Source organism: Methylobacterium litchii, assembly GCF_038442315.1.
GTDB lineage: Bacteria > Pseudomonadota > Alphaproteobacteria > Rhizobiales > Beijerinckiaceae > Methylobacterium > Methylobacterium litchii.
Genome location: NZ_JBBXMY010000003.1, coordinates 258289 through 274706, shown reverse-complemented (window position 1 = coordinate 274706; position 16418 = coordinate 258289). Strand labels below are relative to the sequence as shown.

At 71.0% G+C, this 16418-nt stretch carries 13 protein-coding genes; 9 read left to right on the top strand and 4 right to left on the bottom strand.

Annotated elements, in window-relative coordinates:
• Positions 1–3: 3 nt before the first annotated feature.
• The 4 genes from AAHF99_RS08755 to AAHF99_RS08740 all read right to left on the bottom strand — a co-directional run bounded on the left by AAHF99_RS08755 (position 4) and on the right by AAHF99_RS08740 (position 4628).
• Positions 4–1326, bottom strand: coding sequence for a BCD family MFS transporter (locus AAHF99_RS08755; RefSeq protein WP_342163797.1), 1323 nt, complete (start codon positions 1324–1326; stop codon positions 4–6).
• The gene (gene chlG, locus AAHF99_RS08750; RefSeq protein ID WP_342163796.1) at positions 1326–2210 is read right to left on the bottom strand and encodes a chlorophyll synthase ChlG; all 885 of its coding nucleotides are present in this window, start codon (positions 2208–2210) and stop codon (positions 1326–1328) included. The genes AAHF99_RS08755 and chlG overlap by 1 nt, the downstream gene beginning before the upstream one ends.
• Before the next feature lie 124 nt (positions 2211–2334).
• Positions 2335–3780 carry a transcriptional regulator PpsR gene (gene ppsR / locus AAHF99_RS08745; RefSeq protein ID WP_342163925.1) on the bottom strand — a complete coding sequence of 482 codons (1446 nt, stop codon included), beginning with the start codon at positions 3778–3780 and terminating at the stop codon, positions 2335–2337.
• Positions 3781–3809: 29 nt separating this feature from the next.
• Positions 3810–4628, bottom strand: a complete 819-nt coding sequence (locus tag AAHF99_RS08740; protein ID WP_342163794.1) for a cobalamin B12-binding domain-containing protein — start codon at positions 4626–4628, stop codon at positions 3810–3812.
• 311 nt (positions 4629–4939) lie between these two features.
• Between AAHF99_RS08740 and bchF the strand changes: the two genes are divergently transcribed.
• Genes bchF through puhB form a run of 9 tightly spaced genes read left to right on the top strand, consistent with a single transcriptional unit; the run spans position 4940 to position 16414 of the window.
• Positions 4940–5455, top strand: a complete 516-nt coding sequence (gene bchF, locus AAHF99_RS08735) for a 2-vinyl bacteriochlorophyllide hydratase (RefSeq protein WP_342163792.1) — start codon at positions 4940–4942, stop codon at positions 5453–5455.
• Positions 5452–6726: a ferredoxin:protochlorophyllide reductase (ATP-dependent) subunit N gene (locus AAHF99_RS08730; protein ID WP_342163791.1), complete on the top strand. Its 1275-nt coding sequence runs from the start codon at positions 5452–5454 to the stop codon at positions 6724–6726. The genes bchF and AAHF99_RS08730 overlap by 4 nt, the downstream gene beginning before the upstream one ends.
• Positions 6727–6730: 4 nt before the next feature.
• Positions 6731–8302, top strand: coding sequence for a ferredoxin:protochlorophyllide reductase (ATP-dependent) subunit B (bchB, locus tag AAHF99_RS08725; RefSeq protein WP_342163790.1), 1572 nt, complete (start codon positions 6731–6733; stop codon positions 8300–8302).
• Entirely contained in the window at positions 8277–11981 is a 3705-nt protein-coding gene (locus AAHF99_RS08720; RefSeq protein ID WP_342163789.1) for a magnesium chelatase subunit H, read from the top strand. The genes bchB and AAHF99_RS08720 overlap by 26 nt, the downstream gene beginning before the upstream one ends.
• Entirely contained in the window at positions 11978–12871 is an 894-nt protein-coding gene (gene bchL / locus AAHF99_RS08715) for a ferredoxin:protochlorophyllide reductase (ATP-dependent) iron-sulfur ATP-binding protein (protein ID WP_342163788.1), read from the top strand. The genes AAHF99_RS08720 and bchL overlap by 4 nt, the downstream gene beginning before the upstream one ends.
• On the top strand, positions 12871–13581 hold the full coding sequence (gene bchM, locus AAHF99_RS08710) for a magnesium protoporphyrin IX methyltransferase (RefSeq protein WP_342163786.1): 711 nt from the start codon (positions 12871–12873) through the stop codon (positions 13579–13581). The genes bchL and bchM overlap by 1 nt, the downstream gene beginning before the upstream one ends.
• Positions 13578–14969, top strand: coding sequence for a BCD family MFS transporter (locus AAHF99_RS08705; protein ID WP_342163784.1), 1392 nt, complete (start codon positions 13578–13580; stop codon positions 14967–14969). Before bchM ends, AAHF99_RS08705 begins: the two co-directional genes overlap by 4 nt.
• Before the next feature lie 18 nt (positions 14970–14987).
• The gene (gene puhA / locus AAHF99_RS08700; RefSeq protein ID WP_342163783.1) at positions 14988–15767 is read left to right on the top strand and encodes a photosynthetic reaction center subunit H; all 780 of its coding nucleotides are present in this window, start codon (positions 14988–14990) and stop codon (positions 15765–15767) included.
• On the top strand, positions 15764–16414 hold the full coding sequence (puhB, locus tag AAHF99_RS08695; RefSeq protein ID WP_342163782.1) for a photosynthetic complex putative assembly protein PuhB: 651 nt from the start codon (positions 15764–15766) through the stop codon (positions 16412–16414). The genes puhA and puhB overlap by 4 nt, the downstream gene beginning before the upstream one ends.
• Positions 16415–16418 lie beyond the last annotated feature (4 nt).

Here is a 16418-nt window from a genome sequence, read left to right as displayed (position 1 = left end):
GGCTCACCTCGCCTCGAATGCCGGATTGAGCGGGAAGGAGGAGGGCGCCGCGTCGAGGCGCAGGGCCACCGCGACCGCCACGAGGAACAGCATGCCCTCGGCCACGAAGACGGTGGCGTAGGCATGGACCGGATCGGCCACGACGAGGCGCATGGCATCGACGGCGAAGGCGCCGAGCACCCCGCCGCCGCCGAAGGCGACGCCCTGCGCCGCCCCCCAGACGCCCATGCGGGTGCCGCGCTCGCGCTCGCCGCCGCTCCCGGCCAGCGCCATCATCGAGCCGATGGCGGCGACCGCGTAGATGCCGTTGGCGAGGCCGAGGGCGAAGACCGCACCGCGCAGGGGAAAGTCCGGCCCGGAGGGTCCGCCCGCCGCGATGGCGAACAGGGCGAGGCCCGAGGCGCCGCAGCCGATGGCGATCCAGAGCCGCAGGGAGGCGAGGGCGGTGCCCTTGGCCAGCAGCGTCACCGCCGCCACGAGGAGCATCCCCACGAGCACGCCGCCATGCTGGAGCCCGGCGAGCTTCGTCGTGGCACCCGGCCCCATGCCGAAGACGAGCCCGGCATAGGGTTCGAGGATCAGTTCCTGCGCGCTGTAGGCGAGCATGGAGACGAAGACGAAGACCGTGAAGCGCCGGGCGACGGGGTCGGCCAGCACCTTGCGCAGCACCTGCATGAAGGGCGGCTTGGCCTCCGGGGCCTCGGGCCGCGCGGCCGGCAGCCGGGCCTCGATCCCCATCACCGCGAGGCTCGCGACGCAAAGGGCGATGAGAGAGACGGTGCCGGAGACCGCGACGAGGCGCATCACCGTGAAGGGTTCGAGGAAATGCCCGGCGAGCGGCGCGGTGAGCGCGAAGCCGAAGATCATCATCACCCAGACGAGGGTCGCCGCCGCCCCGCGCCGCGCCGGGGCGACGCCGCCCGCGAGCAGGACGAGGAGCGAGGTGCCCGCCGCCCCGACGCCAAGGCCGACGAGGAGGAAGGAGAGGGCGGCGAGCGCCAAGCCGGCGACGAGATGCGTCTGCGCCAGCGCCGTGCCGCAGGCCGCGCCGAAGCCGCCGAGGCAGAGGGCGGCCATGCCGCCGAGGATCCACGGCGTGCGTCGGCCCGTCCGGTCGGAGCCGTAGCCCCAGCGCGGGCGCAGCACCTGCACGGCGTAGTGGATCGCCACCAGCAGCCCCGGCACCAGGGCCGGCAGAGCCAGTTCCACCACCATCACGCGGTTCAGCGTCGAGGTCATCAGCACGACGACGCCGCCCAGGGAGGTCTGCACGAGGCCGAGTCGCAGGATCGACGGCCAGGACAGTTGCGCGGGTTCGCGGGCCATCAGGCGCCTCCCACCAGCGGGCGCAGGGCGAAGGCGGTGGCGAGCATCCCGAGCACGTAGAGGGTCGTGCCGGTGCCGTTGTACCACGCCGCCCGGCCGCGGGGGTCGTCGAGGAAGCGGACCATCAGCGCCGCCTGCCCGGCGAGCAGCGCGACGATGATCGCGGCATGCCACGGCCGCCCCCAGGCGAAGAGCAGGCCGATCACCACCACCTGCGGCAGCGCCATGACGAGGCAGGCGAAGCGCGCGGCCCGCGCCGGGCCGAGTTGCACGGGCAGGGAGCGCACGCCGGTCGCAATATCCCCCTCCACCGACTTGAAGTCGTTGAGGGTCATGATGCCGTGGGCACCGATGGAATAGAGCAGCGCGGTGAGGAGCACCCGCCAATCCGGCATGGCGGCGGCCATCACCGCCGCGCCCGTGAACCAGGGCAGGCCCTCGTAGCAGATCGCCACCGCCGAGTTGCCCCACCAGCCATTGCCCTTCAGGCGCAGGGGCGGCGCGGAATAGAGCCACGCCAGCACCAGCCCGAACAGGGCGGCGCCGAGGATCCACGGTCCGAGCGCCGCCGCGACGACGAGGGACAGGGCGGTCCAGCCGAGGGCGAGGTAGAGGCCCCAGCGGCCGGGTATCCGGCCCGAGGGAATCGGTCGGTTCGGTTCGTTGATGGCATCGACATGCCGGTCGAACCAATCGTTCGCCGCCTGGCTCGTGGCGCACACCAAGGGGCCCGCCAGCACGATCCCCGCCGCGATCACCGGCCATTGGCCGTGGGCAGGCACGCCGGACGAGACCACGCCGCAGGCGAACGCCCACATCGGCGCGAACCACGTAAGCGGCTTCAGAAGCTCGACGACGGCACTGGGAGCGGGCGTGGCGGCCATGGCGGGAGGCTATGCGAGCCCCGCGAGGTGTCAAGTCAGAATGACACCTCGCGCGTCATGTCGCGGTGGTTTAACGAGGAGCGTGAAACCCGCCAGCGTGACGGATATAATATTCGTCTACTTGTCAGACGTCGTCGCCGGCATCGAGATCGCCGACGCCGTAGCGGCGCATCTTGGCGTAGAGACCCTGCCGCGACAGGCCCAGCATCTCGGCCGCCGACGCCCGGTTGTCGCGGGTGATCCGTAGGGCGGCCTCGATGCACAGCTTCTCGATTAGGTCGGTGGTCTCGCGGACCAGGGTCTTCATGGAGACGCGGCCGACGAGTTCGGCCATCTGCTCCACCGAGCGCGGCTCGGCGCGTGTGCCGACATTGAGCGCGGAGCGGGGCGGCAGCGCCCGGATCGAGAGGCCGATGCAGGCGGGAGACCCGGCCGACGCCACGGCGGCGACCTCGACATCCTCCATGCCGCCATAGGCGCCGCGCACCACGGTCGCGAATCGGCGGACGGAGCCGTGATCCTGCAAGGTCGCGAACAGCGTGCGCGCCTCGGTCTCGTCGCGGGCGAGCCATTCCTCGATCGGGCGGCCCCGCGCCTGCCCCTCGGCGGCGAGTTGCGCCAGTTCGAGGAAGGCGGCGTTCGCCCAGACCACCTTGTGCCCCGAATCGGTGATGACGAAGCCTTCCGGCATCGCCTCGATCAGGGCGCGGGTCGGCAGGGCGGCGGAATTCTCCTGGTTGAGACCGTCGGATGCGCCCTGTTCGGGGATCAGCCGCAGGATCGCGCTGGTCCCGCCCTCACCACGGAAGAGGGAGGCCGAGATCGTCACCTCGCCCCGTCCCTGAAGTAAGGCGGCGCGGATGTCGGCGGCCTGACCGGTCGCGCGCAGCGATCCGTGCTGCGCTTCGAGGGTCCGCAGGCTCGCCGGATCGAACAATTCCACCACATCGACGCCGATGAGTCGGCGCACGGCCCGGCCCAGCAGCCGCGCGGCGGAGGGATTCGCCTCGATGACCCGGCGGGTGGTGGAATCCACCACCAGCACCGCCTCGCCGCAGATCTGGAAGAGCAGGCGGTAGCGGGTCTCGGCCGCACGGAGGCGGTCGTAGTCGCGCTCCAGCGTCTGCTGCGTGTCGGCCAGCCGACGCTGCAGGGCGGCGACGGTGCGCATGTCCCGCCCGAGGACAAGGATCGGCCCGTCCGCCTCGGGGCGCAGGGCGGCATAGCGAATCGGGAGGTCGATGCCGGTGGGCGAGGGATGGTTCACCTGCCGCCAGCGGGTAACTGCCCCCGGCCCGGCATCGCGAAGCAATTCATCGACCTTGGTGCGGCTCTCGATGGTGACGGTGTCCACGAGGCGCCGGCCGAGCCAGCCGCCGATCTTTTCCTCGGCGAACTCCGCCGCACCCGTCGCACCACGAATCACCCCGTCCGCATCCACGATGAGCGACAGGTCTGAAGCAGCGGTCACGGCGAGCCCCGCCGCGTTGCCGCCGAGGAGAGCGGCGACTTTGGGCAGGGCCTCGTTCGAGACCGGCTCAGCGGTGCGTGGTCGTGGCGTCACGAGAATCTGTCGCAGTGCGTCGATTGGACTACCTTTCAGCAAGCCAGTGCCGGTCTGTCCAGCATGGCTTCCGCAAGACCGGGCGCCGACCACGCATCGGGAGCGTAGGCATCGGCGCCGAAGGTGGACGGATCGGCGCCGGTGCGCGCGAAGTACGGTCCGCCAACCAACACGAACAGCGAAGGGTTGCGTGAAGCACGCCGAAGAGCCGGGACGAGGGCCTGAAGCGCGGGCGCGCAGACATCGCAGGAGAGCGACAACCCGAGCATGTCGTACCAGCCGGAGCTGAGGAGTTCGGCCGCGTCCGCATCGGAATGGCCGAGATTCGTGACCTCCCACCCCGATTCGCGGAAGAAGCTCGCGAGGATCGACAGGCCGTAGACGTGGGTCTCGCCGGGGCAGGGCATCAACAGGATACTGCGTCCGCTCGGGGCCGCCGAACGCTCCATGCCCGCACAAAGGCGCCGCGTGAGCGCCTGGAGCCGGCCGAGCCCCTCCGTCACCGCGAGGAAGTCGCAGGTATCCTCCTCCCACATCGTGCCGAGGCGCTTGGCGGCCGGGGCGAGGATGTCGAGGAGCAGGTTGTCGAGGGTGAGGCCGCAGCCGAGCAGGGCCTCCACCGCCGTGTCGAGATCGAATGAGCCGGGATGCAGCAGCACCGCGGCCAGCGCCTCGGGATCGTGCAGCGGCGCCACCGGCACGGTGCGCGCCGGACGGCTGTGGGCGAGCATGAGGCGGGGAAGGATCTCGGCCTCGACCAGCCAGGACAGCACGTCCCGGTCGTCGTCGTTCCGGTCCCGGTCGAGCGTCATGCCCGAATAGCCGTCGTCACAGAGGTGCCCCAGATCGTCCATCGGCATCCCTCCCGGCATGACGGGCTCTGACGGCCCGCTCTCTAGGATCGCGTCGTCATACTTGGCTTGTCGCTTAAAACCTGCCGTCCCACGGCTGTAACGGGCGGACCCGGCAGCACAGGCGGGAACCGAACCTCGACAGCACCACACTAGCCCAGAATTAGACTTTGGCAACGCGTCGATGCGGACACCTCTCGTAAAAGTGTCACCAACCCAGACCGTCAAGCGGGATTGACACTTTCGGGCGGCTCGATAGGTTCGAGGCCAACCGGGACGGGTCACGGACCGGATTGGCAGGCGAGGGCGAACCCATGGGTCGGCAGGACCTCGGTCGCGGAACCCGGCCGGCACTTCCGCTCTACACGGCAGACGAGCGGCTGAGGCGGGATGCCTCGCCTTGGACGCTCGTGCAGGGCGTGCTCGCCCCCCTGCAATTCGCGATCTTCCTCGTGAGTCTCGGCCTCGTCCTGCGCACGCTGCTCACGGGGGAGGGTGCCGCCGCCGCCCAGGCCTCCGTCGTCGTCAAGACGCTCGCCCTCTACGCGATCATGATCACGGGCTCGATCTGGGAAAAGGACGTGTTCGGGCGCTACCTGTTCGCCCCGGCCTTCTACTGGGAAGACATGGTCAGCATGCTCGTGCTGGCCCTCCACACCGCCTACCTCGCCGCCCTGACGACCGGGGCGCTGGGCGAGCGGGGCCTGCTGCTCCTCGCGCTGGCCGCTTACGCCACCTACGTCGTCAACGCCGGGCAGTTCGTCCTGAAGCTGCGCGCCGCCCGGCTGCAGGGCGGTTCGGCGCTTCATCCGGCCGGGGCCCTGTCATGAACGCCCCGCTCCCCCATACGCCCGGCTGCGGCGGCATCGACCTGCACCGGGAGGATGGCCAGCGCGCCGTCTTCTGCGGCCTCACCGGCATCGTCTGGCTGCACCGGAAGATCCGCGACGCCTTCTTCCTCGTGGTCGGCTCGCGCACCTGCGCCCACCTGATCCAGTCGGCGGCCGGCGTGATGATCTTCGCCGAGCCGCGATTCGCCACCGCCATCATCGACGAGCGCGACCTCGCGGGGCTGGCCGATTGCAACGAGGAGCTGGACCGCGTGGTCGCGCGCCTCGTGGAGCGGCGGCCGGACATCAAGCTCCTGTTCCTTGTGGGCTCCTGCCCGTCGGAGGTCATCAAGCTCGATCTCAGCCGGGCGGCGCAGCGCCTCTCGGCCAAGCTCTCTTCGGTGAAGGTGCTGAACTATTCGGGCTCGGGCATCGAGACCACCTTCACCGAGGGCGAAGACGCCTGCCTCGCCGCCCTGGTGCCGGACCTGCCGGCCGAATCGCCCGACGCGGCGCCGTCGCTCCTCGTGGTCGGCGCGCTGGCCGACGTGGTCGAGGACCAGTTCCTCCGCCTCTTCGCCGCGATGGGCATCGCGGATGTGCGCTTCCTGCCGGCCCGGCACGCCGACGCGATGCCGGCGGTGGGGCGGAACACCCGCTACCTCCTGGCGCAACCCTTCCTCACCGGCACGGCGCGGGCGCTCGACGAGCGCGGCGCCAAGCGGCTGGCTGCCCCGTTCCCGCTGGGGGCCGAGGGCACCACCGGCTGGCTCGCCGCTGCGGCGGAAGCGTTCGGCGTGTCCCAGGCGACCTTCGAAGCCGCCACCGCCGCCGGCCGGGCGCGGGCCGAGACCGCGCTTTCTCCGTATCGCGAAAAGCTCGGCGGCAAGCGGGTGTTCTTCTTCCCCGATTCGCAGCTGGAAGTGCCGCTGTCGCGGTTCCTGGCGCGGGAGGTCGGGGCGGAACTGGTCGAGGTCGGCACGCCCTACCTGCACCGCGCCCATCTCGCCGCCGAGATCGAGCTTCTGCCGGAGGGCACGCGCGTCACGGAAGGCCAGAGCCTCGACGATCAGATGGACCGCTGCCGCGCCGCCCGGCCCGACCTGACGGTCTGCGGCCTCGGCCTCGCCAACCCGCTGGAGGCGGAAGGGCTGACGACCAAGTGGTCGATCGAACTGCTCTTCACCCCCGTCCAGGGCTACGAGCAGGCGGGCGACCTCGCCGAACTCTTCGCGCGGCCGCTCGGCCGGCGCGCGCTGCTGGAGGTGTAGGGCGATGCAGCTCACCCTCTGGACCTACGAAGGCCCTCCCCACATCGGCGCGATGCGCGTGGCGACCGCCATGAAGGGCCTGCACTACGTGCTGCACGCGCCCCAGGGCGACACCTACGCCGACCTGCTGTTCACGATGATCGAGCGGCGGGACCACCGCCCGCCCGTCACCTACACGACCTTCCGCGCGCAGGACCTCGGCCGCGACACGGCCGAACTGTTCAAGACCGCCTGCGCGCAGGCCTACGCCCGGTTCCAGCCGCAGGCGATGATCGTCGGTGCCTCCTGCACCGCTGAGCTGATCCAGGACGATCCGGGCGGGCTCGCCAAGGCGCTGGACCTGCCGGTGCCGGTGATCCCGCTGGAACTGCCGGCCTACCAGAAGAAAGAGAACTGGGGGGCGTCCGAGACCTTCTACCGGCTGGTCCGCGCCCTCTCCGGCCAGGTCGAGAAGCGCCCCGCCGGCAGCCGCCCGCTGTGCAACATCCTCGGCCCCACCGCGCTGGGCTTCCGGCACCGGGACGACCTGATCGAGATCCGCCGCATCCTCGTGGAACTCGGCATCGACGTGAATGTGGTGGCGCCGTTGGGCGCGAGCCCCGCCGACCTCGCCCGCCTCGGCGCGGCCGACTTCAACGTGGTGCTCTATCCCGAGACCGCCCGCTCGGCCGCGGAGCACCTGAAGCGCGCGCTGGGCCAGCCCTTCACCAAGGCGATTCCCATCGGGGTCGGCGGCACCCGCGCCTTCGTGGAAGAGGTCGCGGCTCTGGCCGGCGTCGATCCGGCGCCGGTCCTGGAGGGCGAAGGCTCGCGCCTGCCCTGGTACTCGCGCTCGGTCGATTCGACGTATCTCACCGGCAAGCGCGTCTTCGTGTTCGGGGACGCCACCCACGCGCTCGGCCTCGCCCGGGTCGCGACCAAGGAACTCGGCTTCAAGCTCGTCGGGCTCGGCACCTACACCCGCGAGTTCGCCCGCGAGGTCCGGGCCGAGGCGGAGGCCCACGGCATCGAGGCGACGATCACCGACGATTACCTCGACGTGGAGGCCGCCATCCGCGCCGCCGCGCCGGAACTGGTGCTCGGCACCCAGATGGAGCGGCACGTCGCCAAGCGGCTGGGCCTGCCCTGCGCCGTCGTCTCGGCACCGGTCCATGTGCAGGATTTCCCCGCCCGCCACTCGCCGCAGATGGGGTTCGAGGGCGCCAACGTCCTGTTCGACACCCTCGTCCACCCGCTGATGATGGGTCTCGAAGAGCATCTCCTGGGCATGTTCCGGGAGGATCCCGAATTCCACGATGGCGTCGGGCCGTCGCATCTCGGCGCCGCGCCGGTGGTGCGGCCCGAGGCCGTGGAGCGGGCGCCGGCTTCTCCCCCTCCGACACCGGCGCCCGCTTCCGAGGCCAACGGCCCGATCGTCCTCTCCTGGGCGCCCGAGGCCGAGAAGGAACTGAAGAAGATCCCGTTCTTCGTGCGCGGGAAAGCGCGCAGCAACACGGAGACCTTTGCCCGCGAGCGGCGGCTCCCGCTCATCACCCTCGAGACCTTGTACGATGCAAAAGCGCATTTCGGTCGCTAGACCTGACATCCGCGTCGTCATCGTCACGCTCGACAACCATTTGGCGAGCGCGGTGGAGCGGGCGCGCCTGCGCCTGCGCGGCGCCATGCCGGGCCTGCACCTCGCCTTCCACGCCGCCGCCGAGTGGGACAACGACCCCGCCGCGCTGGAAGCCTGCAAGGCCGACATCGCCCGCGCCGACATCGTCCTCTCGGCGATGCTGTTCCTCGACGAGCATGTCCGCGCGATCCTCCCCGCCCTGAAGGCGCGGCGGGATTCCTGCGATGCCATGATCGGCTGCCTCTCGGCGGGCGACGTGGTGAAGACCACCAAGCTCAACCGCTTCGACATGAGCGGCACGAAGCGCAGCGCGCTGGATTTCCTCAAGAAGCTGCGCGGCAAGCCCGGCGCCGAGGGCAACGCCGCCCGCCAGATGGCCCTCGTCCGCAAGCTTCCGAAGATCCTGCGCTTCATCCCCGGCTCGGCGCAGGACGTGCGAGCCTATTTCCTGACCCTGCAATACTGGCTCGCGGGCTCGGACGAGAACGTCGCCGCGCTGATCCATTTCCTCGTGCAGCGCTACGCGGCGGGCGAGCGGGCGGTGTGGCGGGACCTCCCCGCCGCCCCGTCGCCGCTGCACTACCCCGAGACCGGCCTCTACCACCCCCGCATGGCGGGCCGCGTGGCCGAGGACGCGGCGCGCCTGCCCCGGCGCCAGGGCACGAAGGGCCGCGTCGGCCTGCTGCTGATGCGGAGCTACGTGCTCGCCGGCAACACCGCCCATTACGACGGGGTGATCGCCGCCATGGAGGCCAAGGGCCTCGACGTAGTGCCGGCCTTCGCCGCCGGCCTCGACAACCGCCCGGCGGTGGAGGCCTTCTTCATGGCCGATGGGCGGCCGACCATCGACGCCCTCGTCTCCCTCACCGGCTTCTCGCTGGTCGGCGGCCCGGCCTACAACGATTCGAAGGCGGCCGAGACGACGCTCGCGCGTCTCGACGTGCCCTACCTCGCCGCCCACGCCCTGGAATTCCAGACGATCGAGCAATGGGAGGCGGGCGCGCGCGGCCTCTCCCCGGTCGAGGCGACGATGATGGTCGCCATCCCCGAACTCGACGGCGCCACCGCGCCGACCGTGTTCGGCGGACGCTCCATCGCGTCCGGCGCCGACAACGCCCGCGACATGCGCGCCCATCCCGAGCGCGTCGCGCAATTGTCGGAGCGGGTCGCGCGGCTCGTCGCCCTGCGCCGTACCGCGAAGGCCGCCCGCAAGGTCGCGGTGGTGCTGTTCAACTTCCCGCCGAATGCCGGCGCCACCGGCACCGCCGCCTTCCTGTCGGTCTACGCCTCGCTCCTCAACACCCTGAAGGGGATGAAGGCCGAGGGCTACAGCGTCGAGGTGCCCGACAGCGTCGATGCCCTGCGCGACGCGATCCTCGCCGGCAATGCCGGCCGCTACGGCACGCAGGCCAACGTCCACGCCCGCATCCCCGCCGAAGACCATGTCCGCCGGGAAAAGCACCTCGCCGAGATCGAGGCGCAATGGGGCCCGGCGCCGGGCCGCCACCAGAGCGACGGCGCGGGCCTGTTCGTGCTCGGCGCGCAGTTCGGCAACGTGTTCGTCGGCGTGCAGCCCGCTTTCGGCTACGAGGGCGATCCGATGCGGCTGCTCTTCGAGAGCGGCTTCGCCCCGACCCACGCCTTCAGCGCCTTCTACCGCTACCTGCGCGAGGATTTCCGCGCCGACGCCGTGCTGCATTTCGGCACCCATGGGGCGCTCGAATTCATGCCCGGCAAGCAGACCGGCCTCTCGGAGGCCTGCTGGCCGGAGCGGCTGATCGGCGCGATGCCGAACGTCTACCTCTACGCGGCCAACAACCCCTCCGAGGGCACGCTGGCCAAGCGCCGCTCGGCGGCGACTTTGGTGAGCTACCTGACCCCGAGCCTCGCGGCGGCCGGGCTCTATCGCGGCCTCCTCGATCTCAAGAGCAGCATCGAGCGCTTCCGGGGCCTCGACGCCGAAGCCACGAGCGAGCGCGCCGACCTCGCCGCCCTCATCCAGGCGCAGGGTGCGGGCGTCGATCTCGTGCCGGCCGAACCGGCCTGGGACGGCGACTTCACCACCCGCGTCGGAACCCTCTGGGCTGCCGTCAGCGAACTCGAACAGACGCTCATCCCGTACGGCCTCCACGTCGTGGGCGAGGGCGTGCCGGCGGAAGAGCGCGCCGACCTCCTCGCCGCCGTGGCGGAAGCCTCGCACGGGCTGAAGCCGGAGCGGGCCGCGATTCTCGCCCTGGTGGCAGGGGAGGGCGCGGAGGCGGCGTTGCGCCTCTCGGGCCTGCCCGCGACCGACGAGACCCGCGCCGCCTTCGCGAGCCTCGCGCAGACCGACGCGCTGCTCTCGACCGATCACGAGGTGGCCGGCATCCTCACAGCCCTCGACGGGCGCTTCGTGCCCCCGGTGGCGGGCGGCGATCTGCTCCGCAGCCCGGCGATCCTGCCCACCGGCCGCAACATCCACGGCTTCGACCCCTGCCGCCTGCCCTCCGCCTTCGCGGTGGCCGACGGCGCGCGGCAGGTCGCCCGCATCCTCGCCCGGCACGCCGAGGAGGGGAAACCCCTGCCCGAAAGCGTCGCCATCGTCCTGTGGGGCACCGACAACCTCAAGAGCGAGGGCGGCCCCATCGCCCAGGCGCTGGCGCTCCTCGGCGCCGCCCCGCGCTTCGACGGCTACGGCCGTCTCGCGGGCGCCGAACTGATCCCGCTCGAAACGCTGGGCCGCCCGCGCATCGACGCGGTCGTGACCCTCTCGGGAATCTTCCGCGATCTGCTGCCGCTGCAGACCAAGCTCATCGCCGAAGCCTGCTACCTCGCCGCCACCGCCGACGAGCCGGTCGAGCAGAACTTCGTCCGCAAGCATGCCCTGGCCATCCAGGCCGAGCAGGGCTGCGACATCGAGACGGCGGCGCTCCGGGTCTTCTCCAACGCCGAGGGAGCCTACGGTGCCAACGTGAACCACCTCGTGGATTCCGGCGCCTGGGACGACGAGGACGAGCTGTGCGAGGCGTTCTCCCGCCGCAAGAGCTTTGCCTATGACCGCTCGGGCAAGCCGGCGCCGCAGCGGGCCTTGATGAAGGCGGTGCTCGCCTCCGTCGATCTCGCCTACCAGAACCTCGATTCCGTCGAGGTCGGGGTCACGAGCGTCGATCACTACTTCGACGGCCTCGGCGGCATGGGCCGCGCGGTCGCCCGCGCCAAGGGCGAGGCGGTGCCGATCTACATCAGCGACCAGACCCGCGGCGAAGGCCGGGTCCGCACCCTGCCGGAGCAGGTGGCGCTGGAAACCCGCACAAGGATGCTCAACCCCAAGTGGTACGAGCCCCTGCTCGGCCACGGCTACGAGGGCGTCCGCCAGATCGAGGCGCATCTCACCAACACGGTGGGCTGGTCGGCGACCGCCAACGCGGTGCAGCCGTGGATCTACGAGCGCATCACCGAGACCTTCGTCCTCGACCCGGCCATGCGCGAGCGCATCGCCTCCCTCAACCCCACCGCCTCCGCCAAGGTCGCCCAACGGCTGATCGAGGCTCACAAACGCGGCTTCTGGACCCCCGACGCGGAGACCCGCGACGCCCTCGACCGGGCGGAGGAGGAACTGGAAGACCGGCTCGAAGGCGTCACAGCAGGAGTGGCCGCATGAACATCGCCATCCGAAACCCCGTCCCCGTGCGGAAAGAGGAAGGCAGCCTGCAGGTCGCCCTCGATCCCGATCTCAAGATCGACACCGCGAAGGTCTTCGCCGTCTACGGCAAGGGCGGCATCGGCAAGTCGACCACTTCGTCGAACCTGTCGGTGGCCTTCTCGAAGCTCGGCAAGCGGGTGCTCCAGATCGGCTGCGATCCGAAGCACGACTCGACCTTCACCCTCACCAAGCGCCTCGCCCCCACGGTGATCGACGCGCTGGAATCCGTGAACTTCCACTCGGAAGAGTTGCGGGTCGAGGATTTCGTGGTCGAGGGCTACAACGGCGTGATGTGCGTCGAGGCGGGTGGGCCGCCGGCCGGCACCGGCTGCGGCGGCTACGTCGTCGGCCAGACGGTGAAGCTCCTGAAGGAGCACCACCTGCTCGAAGACACCGACGTGGTGGTGTTCGACGTGCTGGGCGATGTGGTCTGCGGCGGCTTCGCCTCGCCCCTCCAGCACGCCGACCGGGCGCTGATCGTCACCGCCAACGACTTCGATTCGATCTTCGCGATGAACCGGATCGTGGCCGCGATCCACGCCAAGTCGAAGAATTACGGCGTGCGCCTCGGCGGCGTCATCGCCAACCGCTCGGCCAAGACCGACGAGATCGACCGGTTCAACGAGGCGGTCGGCCTCAAGCGCCTCGCGCACTTCCCCGATCTCGACGTGGTGCGCCGCTCGCGGCTCAAGAAGTCAACGCTGTTCGAGATGGACTCGTCCCCCGAACTCGACGCCGTGACCGCCGAGTACATGCGCCTCGCGGAAACCCTCTGGGCCGGCGGCGAGCCCTGCGAGGCGGCCCCGATGAAGGACCGCGACCTGTTCGAGTTCTTAGGGTTCGATTGATGGCCAGCGCCAGCTACGACGCCCGCCGGGGCGAACTCACCACCTATTTCGACCGCACCGCCGTCGAAGCGTGGTCGCGGCTGACCTCGGACGCGCCGGTCAGCAAGGTCCGGGCGACCGTCCGGGCCGGGCGGGACGCGATGCGCGGCACGCTGCTCTCCTGGCTGCCGGCCGACATGACGGGCCTGCGCCTGCTCGATGCCGGCTGCGGCACCGGGGCGCTCTCGGTGGAGGCGGCCAAGCGCGGGGCGGAGGTGGTCGCCATCGACGTCTCCCCGACGCTGATCGGGCTGGCGCGGGAGCGCCTTCCGGCGATCGCCGGCGCCGGCCGCATCGATTTTCGCGTGGGCGACATGCTCGATCCCGTCCTCGGCCGGTTCGACCATGTGGTCGCGATGGATTCGCTGATCCATTACCGCGCCGCCGACATCGCCCGCGCCCTGGCCCGGCTCGCCGAGCGGACGGACAACTCGGTGCTGTTCACCGTGGCGCCGCGCACCGCCCTGCTGACCGTAATGCACGCGGCCGGGAAGCTCTTCCCCCGAGGCGACCGCTCGCCCGCCATCGTGCCGGTGACGGAGCGCGGCCTGAAGCGCCGCATCGCCGCCGAGCGCGCGCTCGACGGCTTCGCCTGGGCGCAGAGCCACCGGGTGAACAGCGGGTTCTACCTGTCGAACGCCGTGGCGCTGACGCGGAGCGCGTCACGATGAACCTCACCCGCACCCTTATGCGCCTCGGCCCGTCGATCCTGCCCTTCGCGGATGCGGCCACCGTCGAGCTGCCGATGGGGCGGTTGCTGCGGCTTGCCCTGTTCCAGGTGACGGTCGGCATGGCCGCCGTGCTGCTGATCGGCACCCTGAACCGGGTCATGATCGTGGAACTCGGCGTGCCGGCCTGGGTCGTGGCGGTGATGCTGTCGCTGCCGCTGGTCTTCGCGCCGTTGCGAGCGATCGTCGGCTTCCGGTCGGACACGCACCGCTCGGTGCTGGGCTGGCGGCGGGTGCCCTACATCTGGTTCGGGACGCTGCTGCAATTCGGCGGCCTGGCGATCATGCCCTTCGCCCTGCTGATCCTGTCCGGCGATACGACCGGCCCGCTCTGGGTCGGGGACGTGGCGGCGGCGCTGGCTTTCCTCCTCGTCGGCGCGGGGCTCCACACCACGCAGACGGTGGGCCTCGCGCTCGCCACCGATCTCGCGCCCGCCCATGCCCGGCCGAAGGTGGTGGCGCTGCTCTGCGCCGCGCTCCTCGTCGGGATGATGGCGAGCGCCGTCGTCTTCGGGCTGGCGCTTGCGAACTTCTCGCAGGTGCGCCTGATCCAGGTGATCCAGGGCGCGGCCCTCGTCACCATCGTGCTGAACGGCCTCGCCCTGTGGAAGCAGGAGCCCCGCGACCCCAACCGCAGCCGCGAGGCCCCGCGCCAGAACTTCAAGGACTCCTGGCACGCCTATGCCGGCCAGGGCCATGCCCGGCGGCGGCTCATCGCCATCGGCCTCGGCACGGCGGGCTTCTCGATGCAGGACATCCTGCTCGAACCCTATGGCGGGCAGATCCTGCACCTGCCGGTGGCGGCCACCACGGCGCTCACCGCCATGCTGGCGGCGGGCGGCGGCCTCGGCCTGCTCGTCGCCGCGCGCTGGCTGAACCGGGGCGGCGACCCGTTCCGGGTCTCGGCGGCCGGCGCCGGCATCGGCATCCTCGCCTTCTCGGCGGTGGTCTTCGCCGCGCCGCTCGCCTCGCAGAACCTGTTCGCGGTCGGCGTCACCCTCATCGGCCTCGGCGGCGGCCTGTTCGCCCACGGCACGCTCACCGCCTCCATGGAGAAGGCGGGGCCGGAGGATACCGGACTCGCGCTCGGCGCCTGGGGGGCGGTGCAGGCCACCGCCGCCGGGCTGTCCATCGCCGCCAGCGGCATCGTCCGCGATGTCGGCGCCGCCATCGCCCAGACCGGCATCCTCGGCGAGGGGATGAACGAGCCGGCCATCGGCTACCTCATCGTCTACCACATCGAAATCGCGCTGCTCTTCGCCGCCCTCGTGGCCCTCGGGCCACTGGTGCGCAGCAGCGAGCGTCGCCGGCTCATCGAGAGAACCGCCTGAAGCCAGGGGGAGGATCACATGCCAACGGGTGCCTTGACCGGATATGTCGACGTCGCACAGGTCGTGCTCTACGCGTTCTTCCTGTTCTTCGCGGGGCTGGTCTTCTACCTGCGCCGGGAGGATCGCCGCGAGGGTTACCCCCTCGAGGACGAGGCGGTGGGCCTGCGCCATGCGCACAACCCGTTCCTGATTCCCCCGTCGAAGACCTTCCGCCTGCCCGGCGGCGAGGAGACCTTCGCCCCGCAGGCGATGCAGGGCCGCACGGACATCGAAACCGGCATCCCGGCCCGTAAGGTCGAGCCCTGGCCCGGCGCGCCCTACGAGCGCACCGAAGGCTCGCTCGCGGCCGGCGTCGGCCCCGGCGCCTACGTCATCCGCCACGACGTGACGGACAAGACCTGGGAGGGCGAGGACCGGATGGCCCCCCTGCGCGTCGCCACGAATTTCGTCGTCCACGAGCAGGGCCCGAACCCGATCGGCATGACCGTGTTCGGCACCGACAACGCGGTGGCGGGCGTCGTCGCCGACCTCTGGGTCGACCGGGGTGAGTCCCTGGTGCGCTACTACGAGATCGAGCTCACCGACGGCTCCCGCCGGCTGATGCCCTCGGTCTTCTGCCGGGCCGGGCGCTTCACGCGGACGGTGAAGTCCGAGGCGCTGCTCGCGGAACAGTTCGCGGGCATCCCGACGACCAAGAACCCCGATGTCGTGACCTTCCTCGAGGAGGAGCGGATCATGTGCTACTTCGGCGCCGGCACGCTCTACGCCACGCCCGAGCGCGCGGAGCCGATCCTGTGAGCGGCGGCGACTTCCTCCCCGAGGGCACCCTGCGCGGGATGCCCGGCCCGCTGCCGCGCGGCGAGCGGCTGCTCTGGCAGGGCGCGCCGACCACGGCCGGCGTGTTCGTGCGGGTGTTCCACGCCCGGCTCGTGGCCCTCTGGTTCTGCGCCTGGGCGAGCGTCTTCGCCGCCGGAGCCGGGTCCCCGGGCCGCGCAGTGGTCACGGCGGGCGCAATCCTGTTGACGGGCGCCGCCGCGCTCGCCCTGCTGTGGGGGCTGTCGTGGCTTACCCACCGCACCACCGTCTACACGATGACCAACCGGCGGGTCGTGCTCCACGCGGGCATCGCCCTGCCGGTGACGCACAACCTGCCCTTCGCGCAGATCGAGAACGGCGCCCTGCGCGGCTTCAGCGATGGCAGCGGCGACATTCCGCTGCGGTTGCAGCCGGGGCTGCGGATCGCCTACCTTCACCTGTGGCCGCATGCGAGGCCCTGGCATGTCTCGCGCACCGAGCCCATGCTCCGCTCGGTGCCGGAGGCCGAATCGGTCGCCCGTCTCCTGGTGCAGGCGTTGAACGCCTTCGCCGAGGATGGGGAGCCGCTGGTGCCGGTGGTCGTCGCACGGCCCAAGCCGCAGGCGCCTCGCCTCGTGGCGGCAGAATAGGGAG

Excerpts from the sequence above, each read along its gene's own strand:
- bchM (WP_342163786.1), top strand. The coding sequence starts at position 12,871 with ATGGCCAGCGCCAGCTACGACGCCCGCCGGGGCGAACTCACCACCTAT.
- AAHF99_RS08740 (WP_342163794.1), bottom strand. The coding sequence starts at position 4,628 with ATGGACGATCTGGGGCACCTCTGTGACGACGGCTATTCGGGCATGACG.
- bchL (WP_342163788.1), top strand. The coding sequence starts at position 11,978 with ATGAACATCGCCATCCGAAACCCCGTCCCCGTGCGGAAAGAGGAAGGC.
- AAHF99_RS08720 (WP_342163789.1), top strand. The coding sequence starts at position 8,277 with ATGCAAAAGCGCATTTCGGTCGCTAGACCTGACATCCGCGTCGTCATC.
- AAHF99_RS08705 (WP_342163784.1), top strand. The coding sequence starts at position 13,578 with ATGAACCTCACCCGCACCCTTATGCGCCTCGGCCCGTCGATCCTGCCC.
- bchB (WP_342163790.1), top strand. The coding sequence starts at position 6,731 with ATGCAGCTCACCCTCTGGACCTACGAAGGCCCTCCCCACATCGGCGCG.
- AAHF99_RS08730 (WP_342163791.1), top strand. The coding sequence starts at position 5,452 with ATGAACGCCCCGCTCCCCCATACGCCCGGCTGCGGCGGCATCGACCTG.
- bchF (WP_342163792.1), top strand. The coding sequence starts at position 4,940 with ATGGGTCGGCAGGACCTCGGTCGCGGAACCCGGCCGGCACTTCCGCTC.
- AAHF99_RS08755 (WP_342163797.1), bottom strand. The coding sequence starts at position 1,326 with ATGGCCCGCGAACCCGCGCAACTGTCCTGGCCGTCGATCCTGCGACTC.
- puhA (WP_342163783.1), top strand. The coding sequence starts at position 14,988 with ATGCCAACGGGTGCCTTGACCGGATATGTCGACGTCGCACAGGTCGTG.
- chlG (WP_342163796.1), bottom strand. The coding sequence starts at position 2,210 with ATGGCCGCCACGCCCGCTCCCAGTGCCGTCGTCGAGCTTCTGAAGCCG.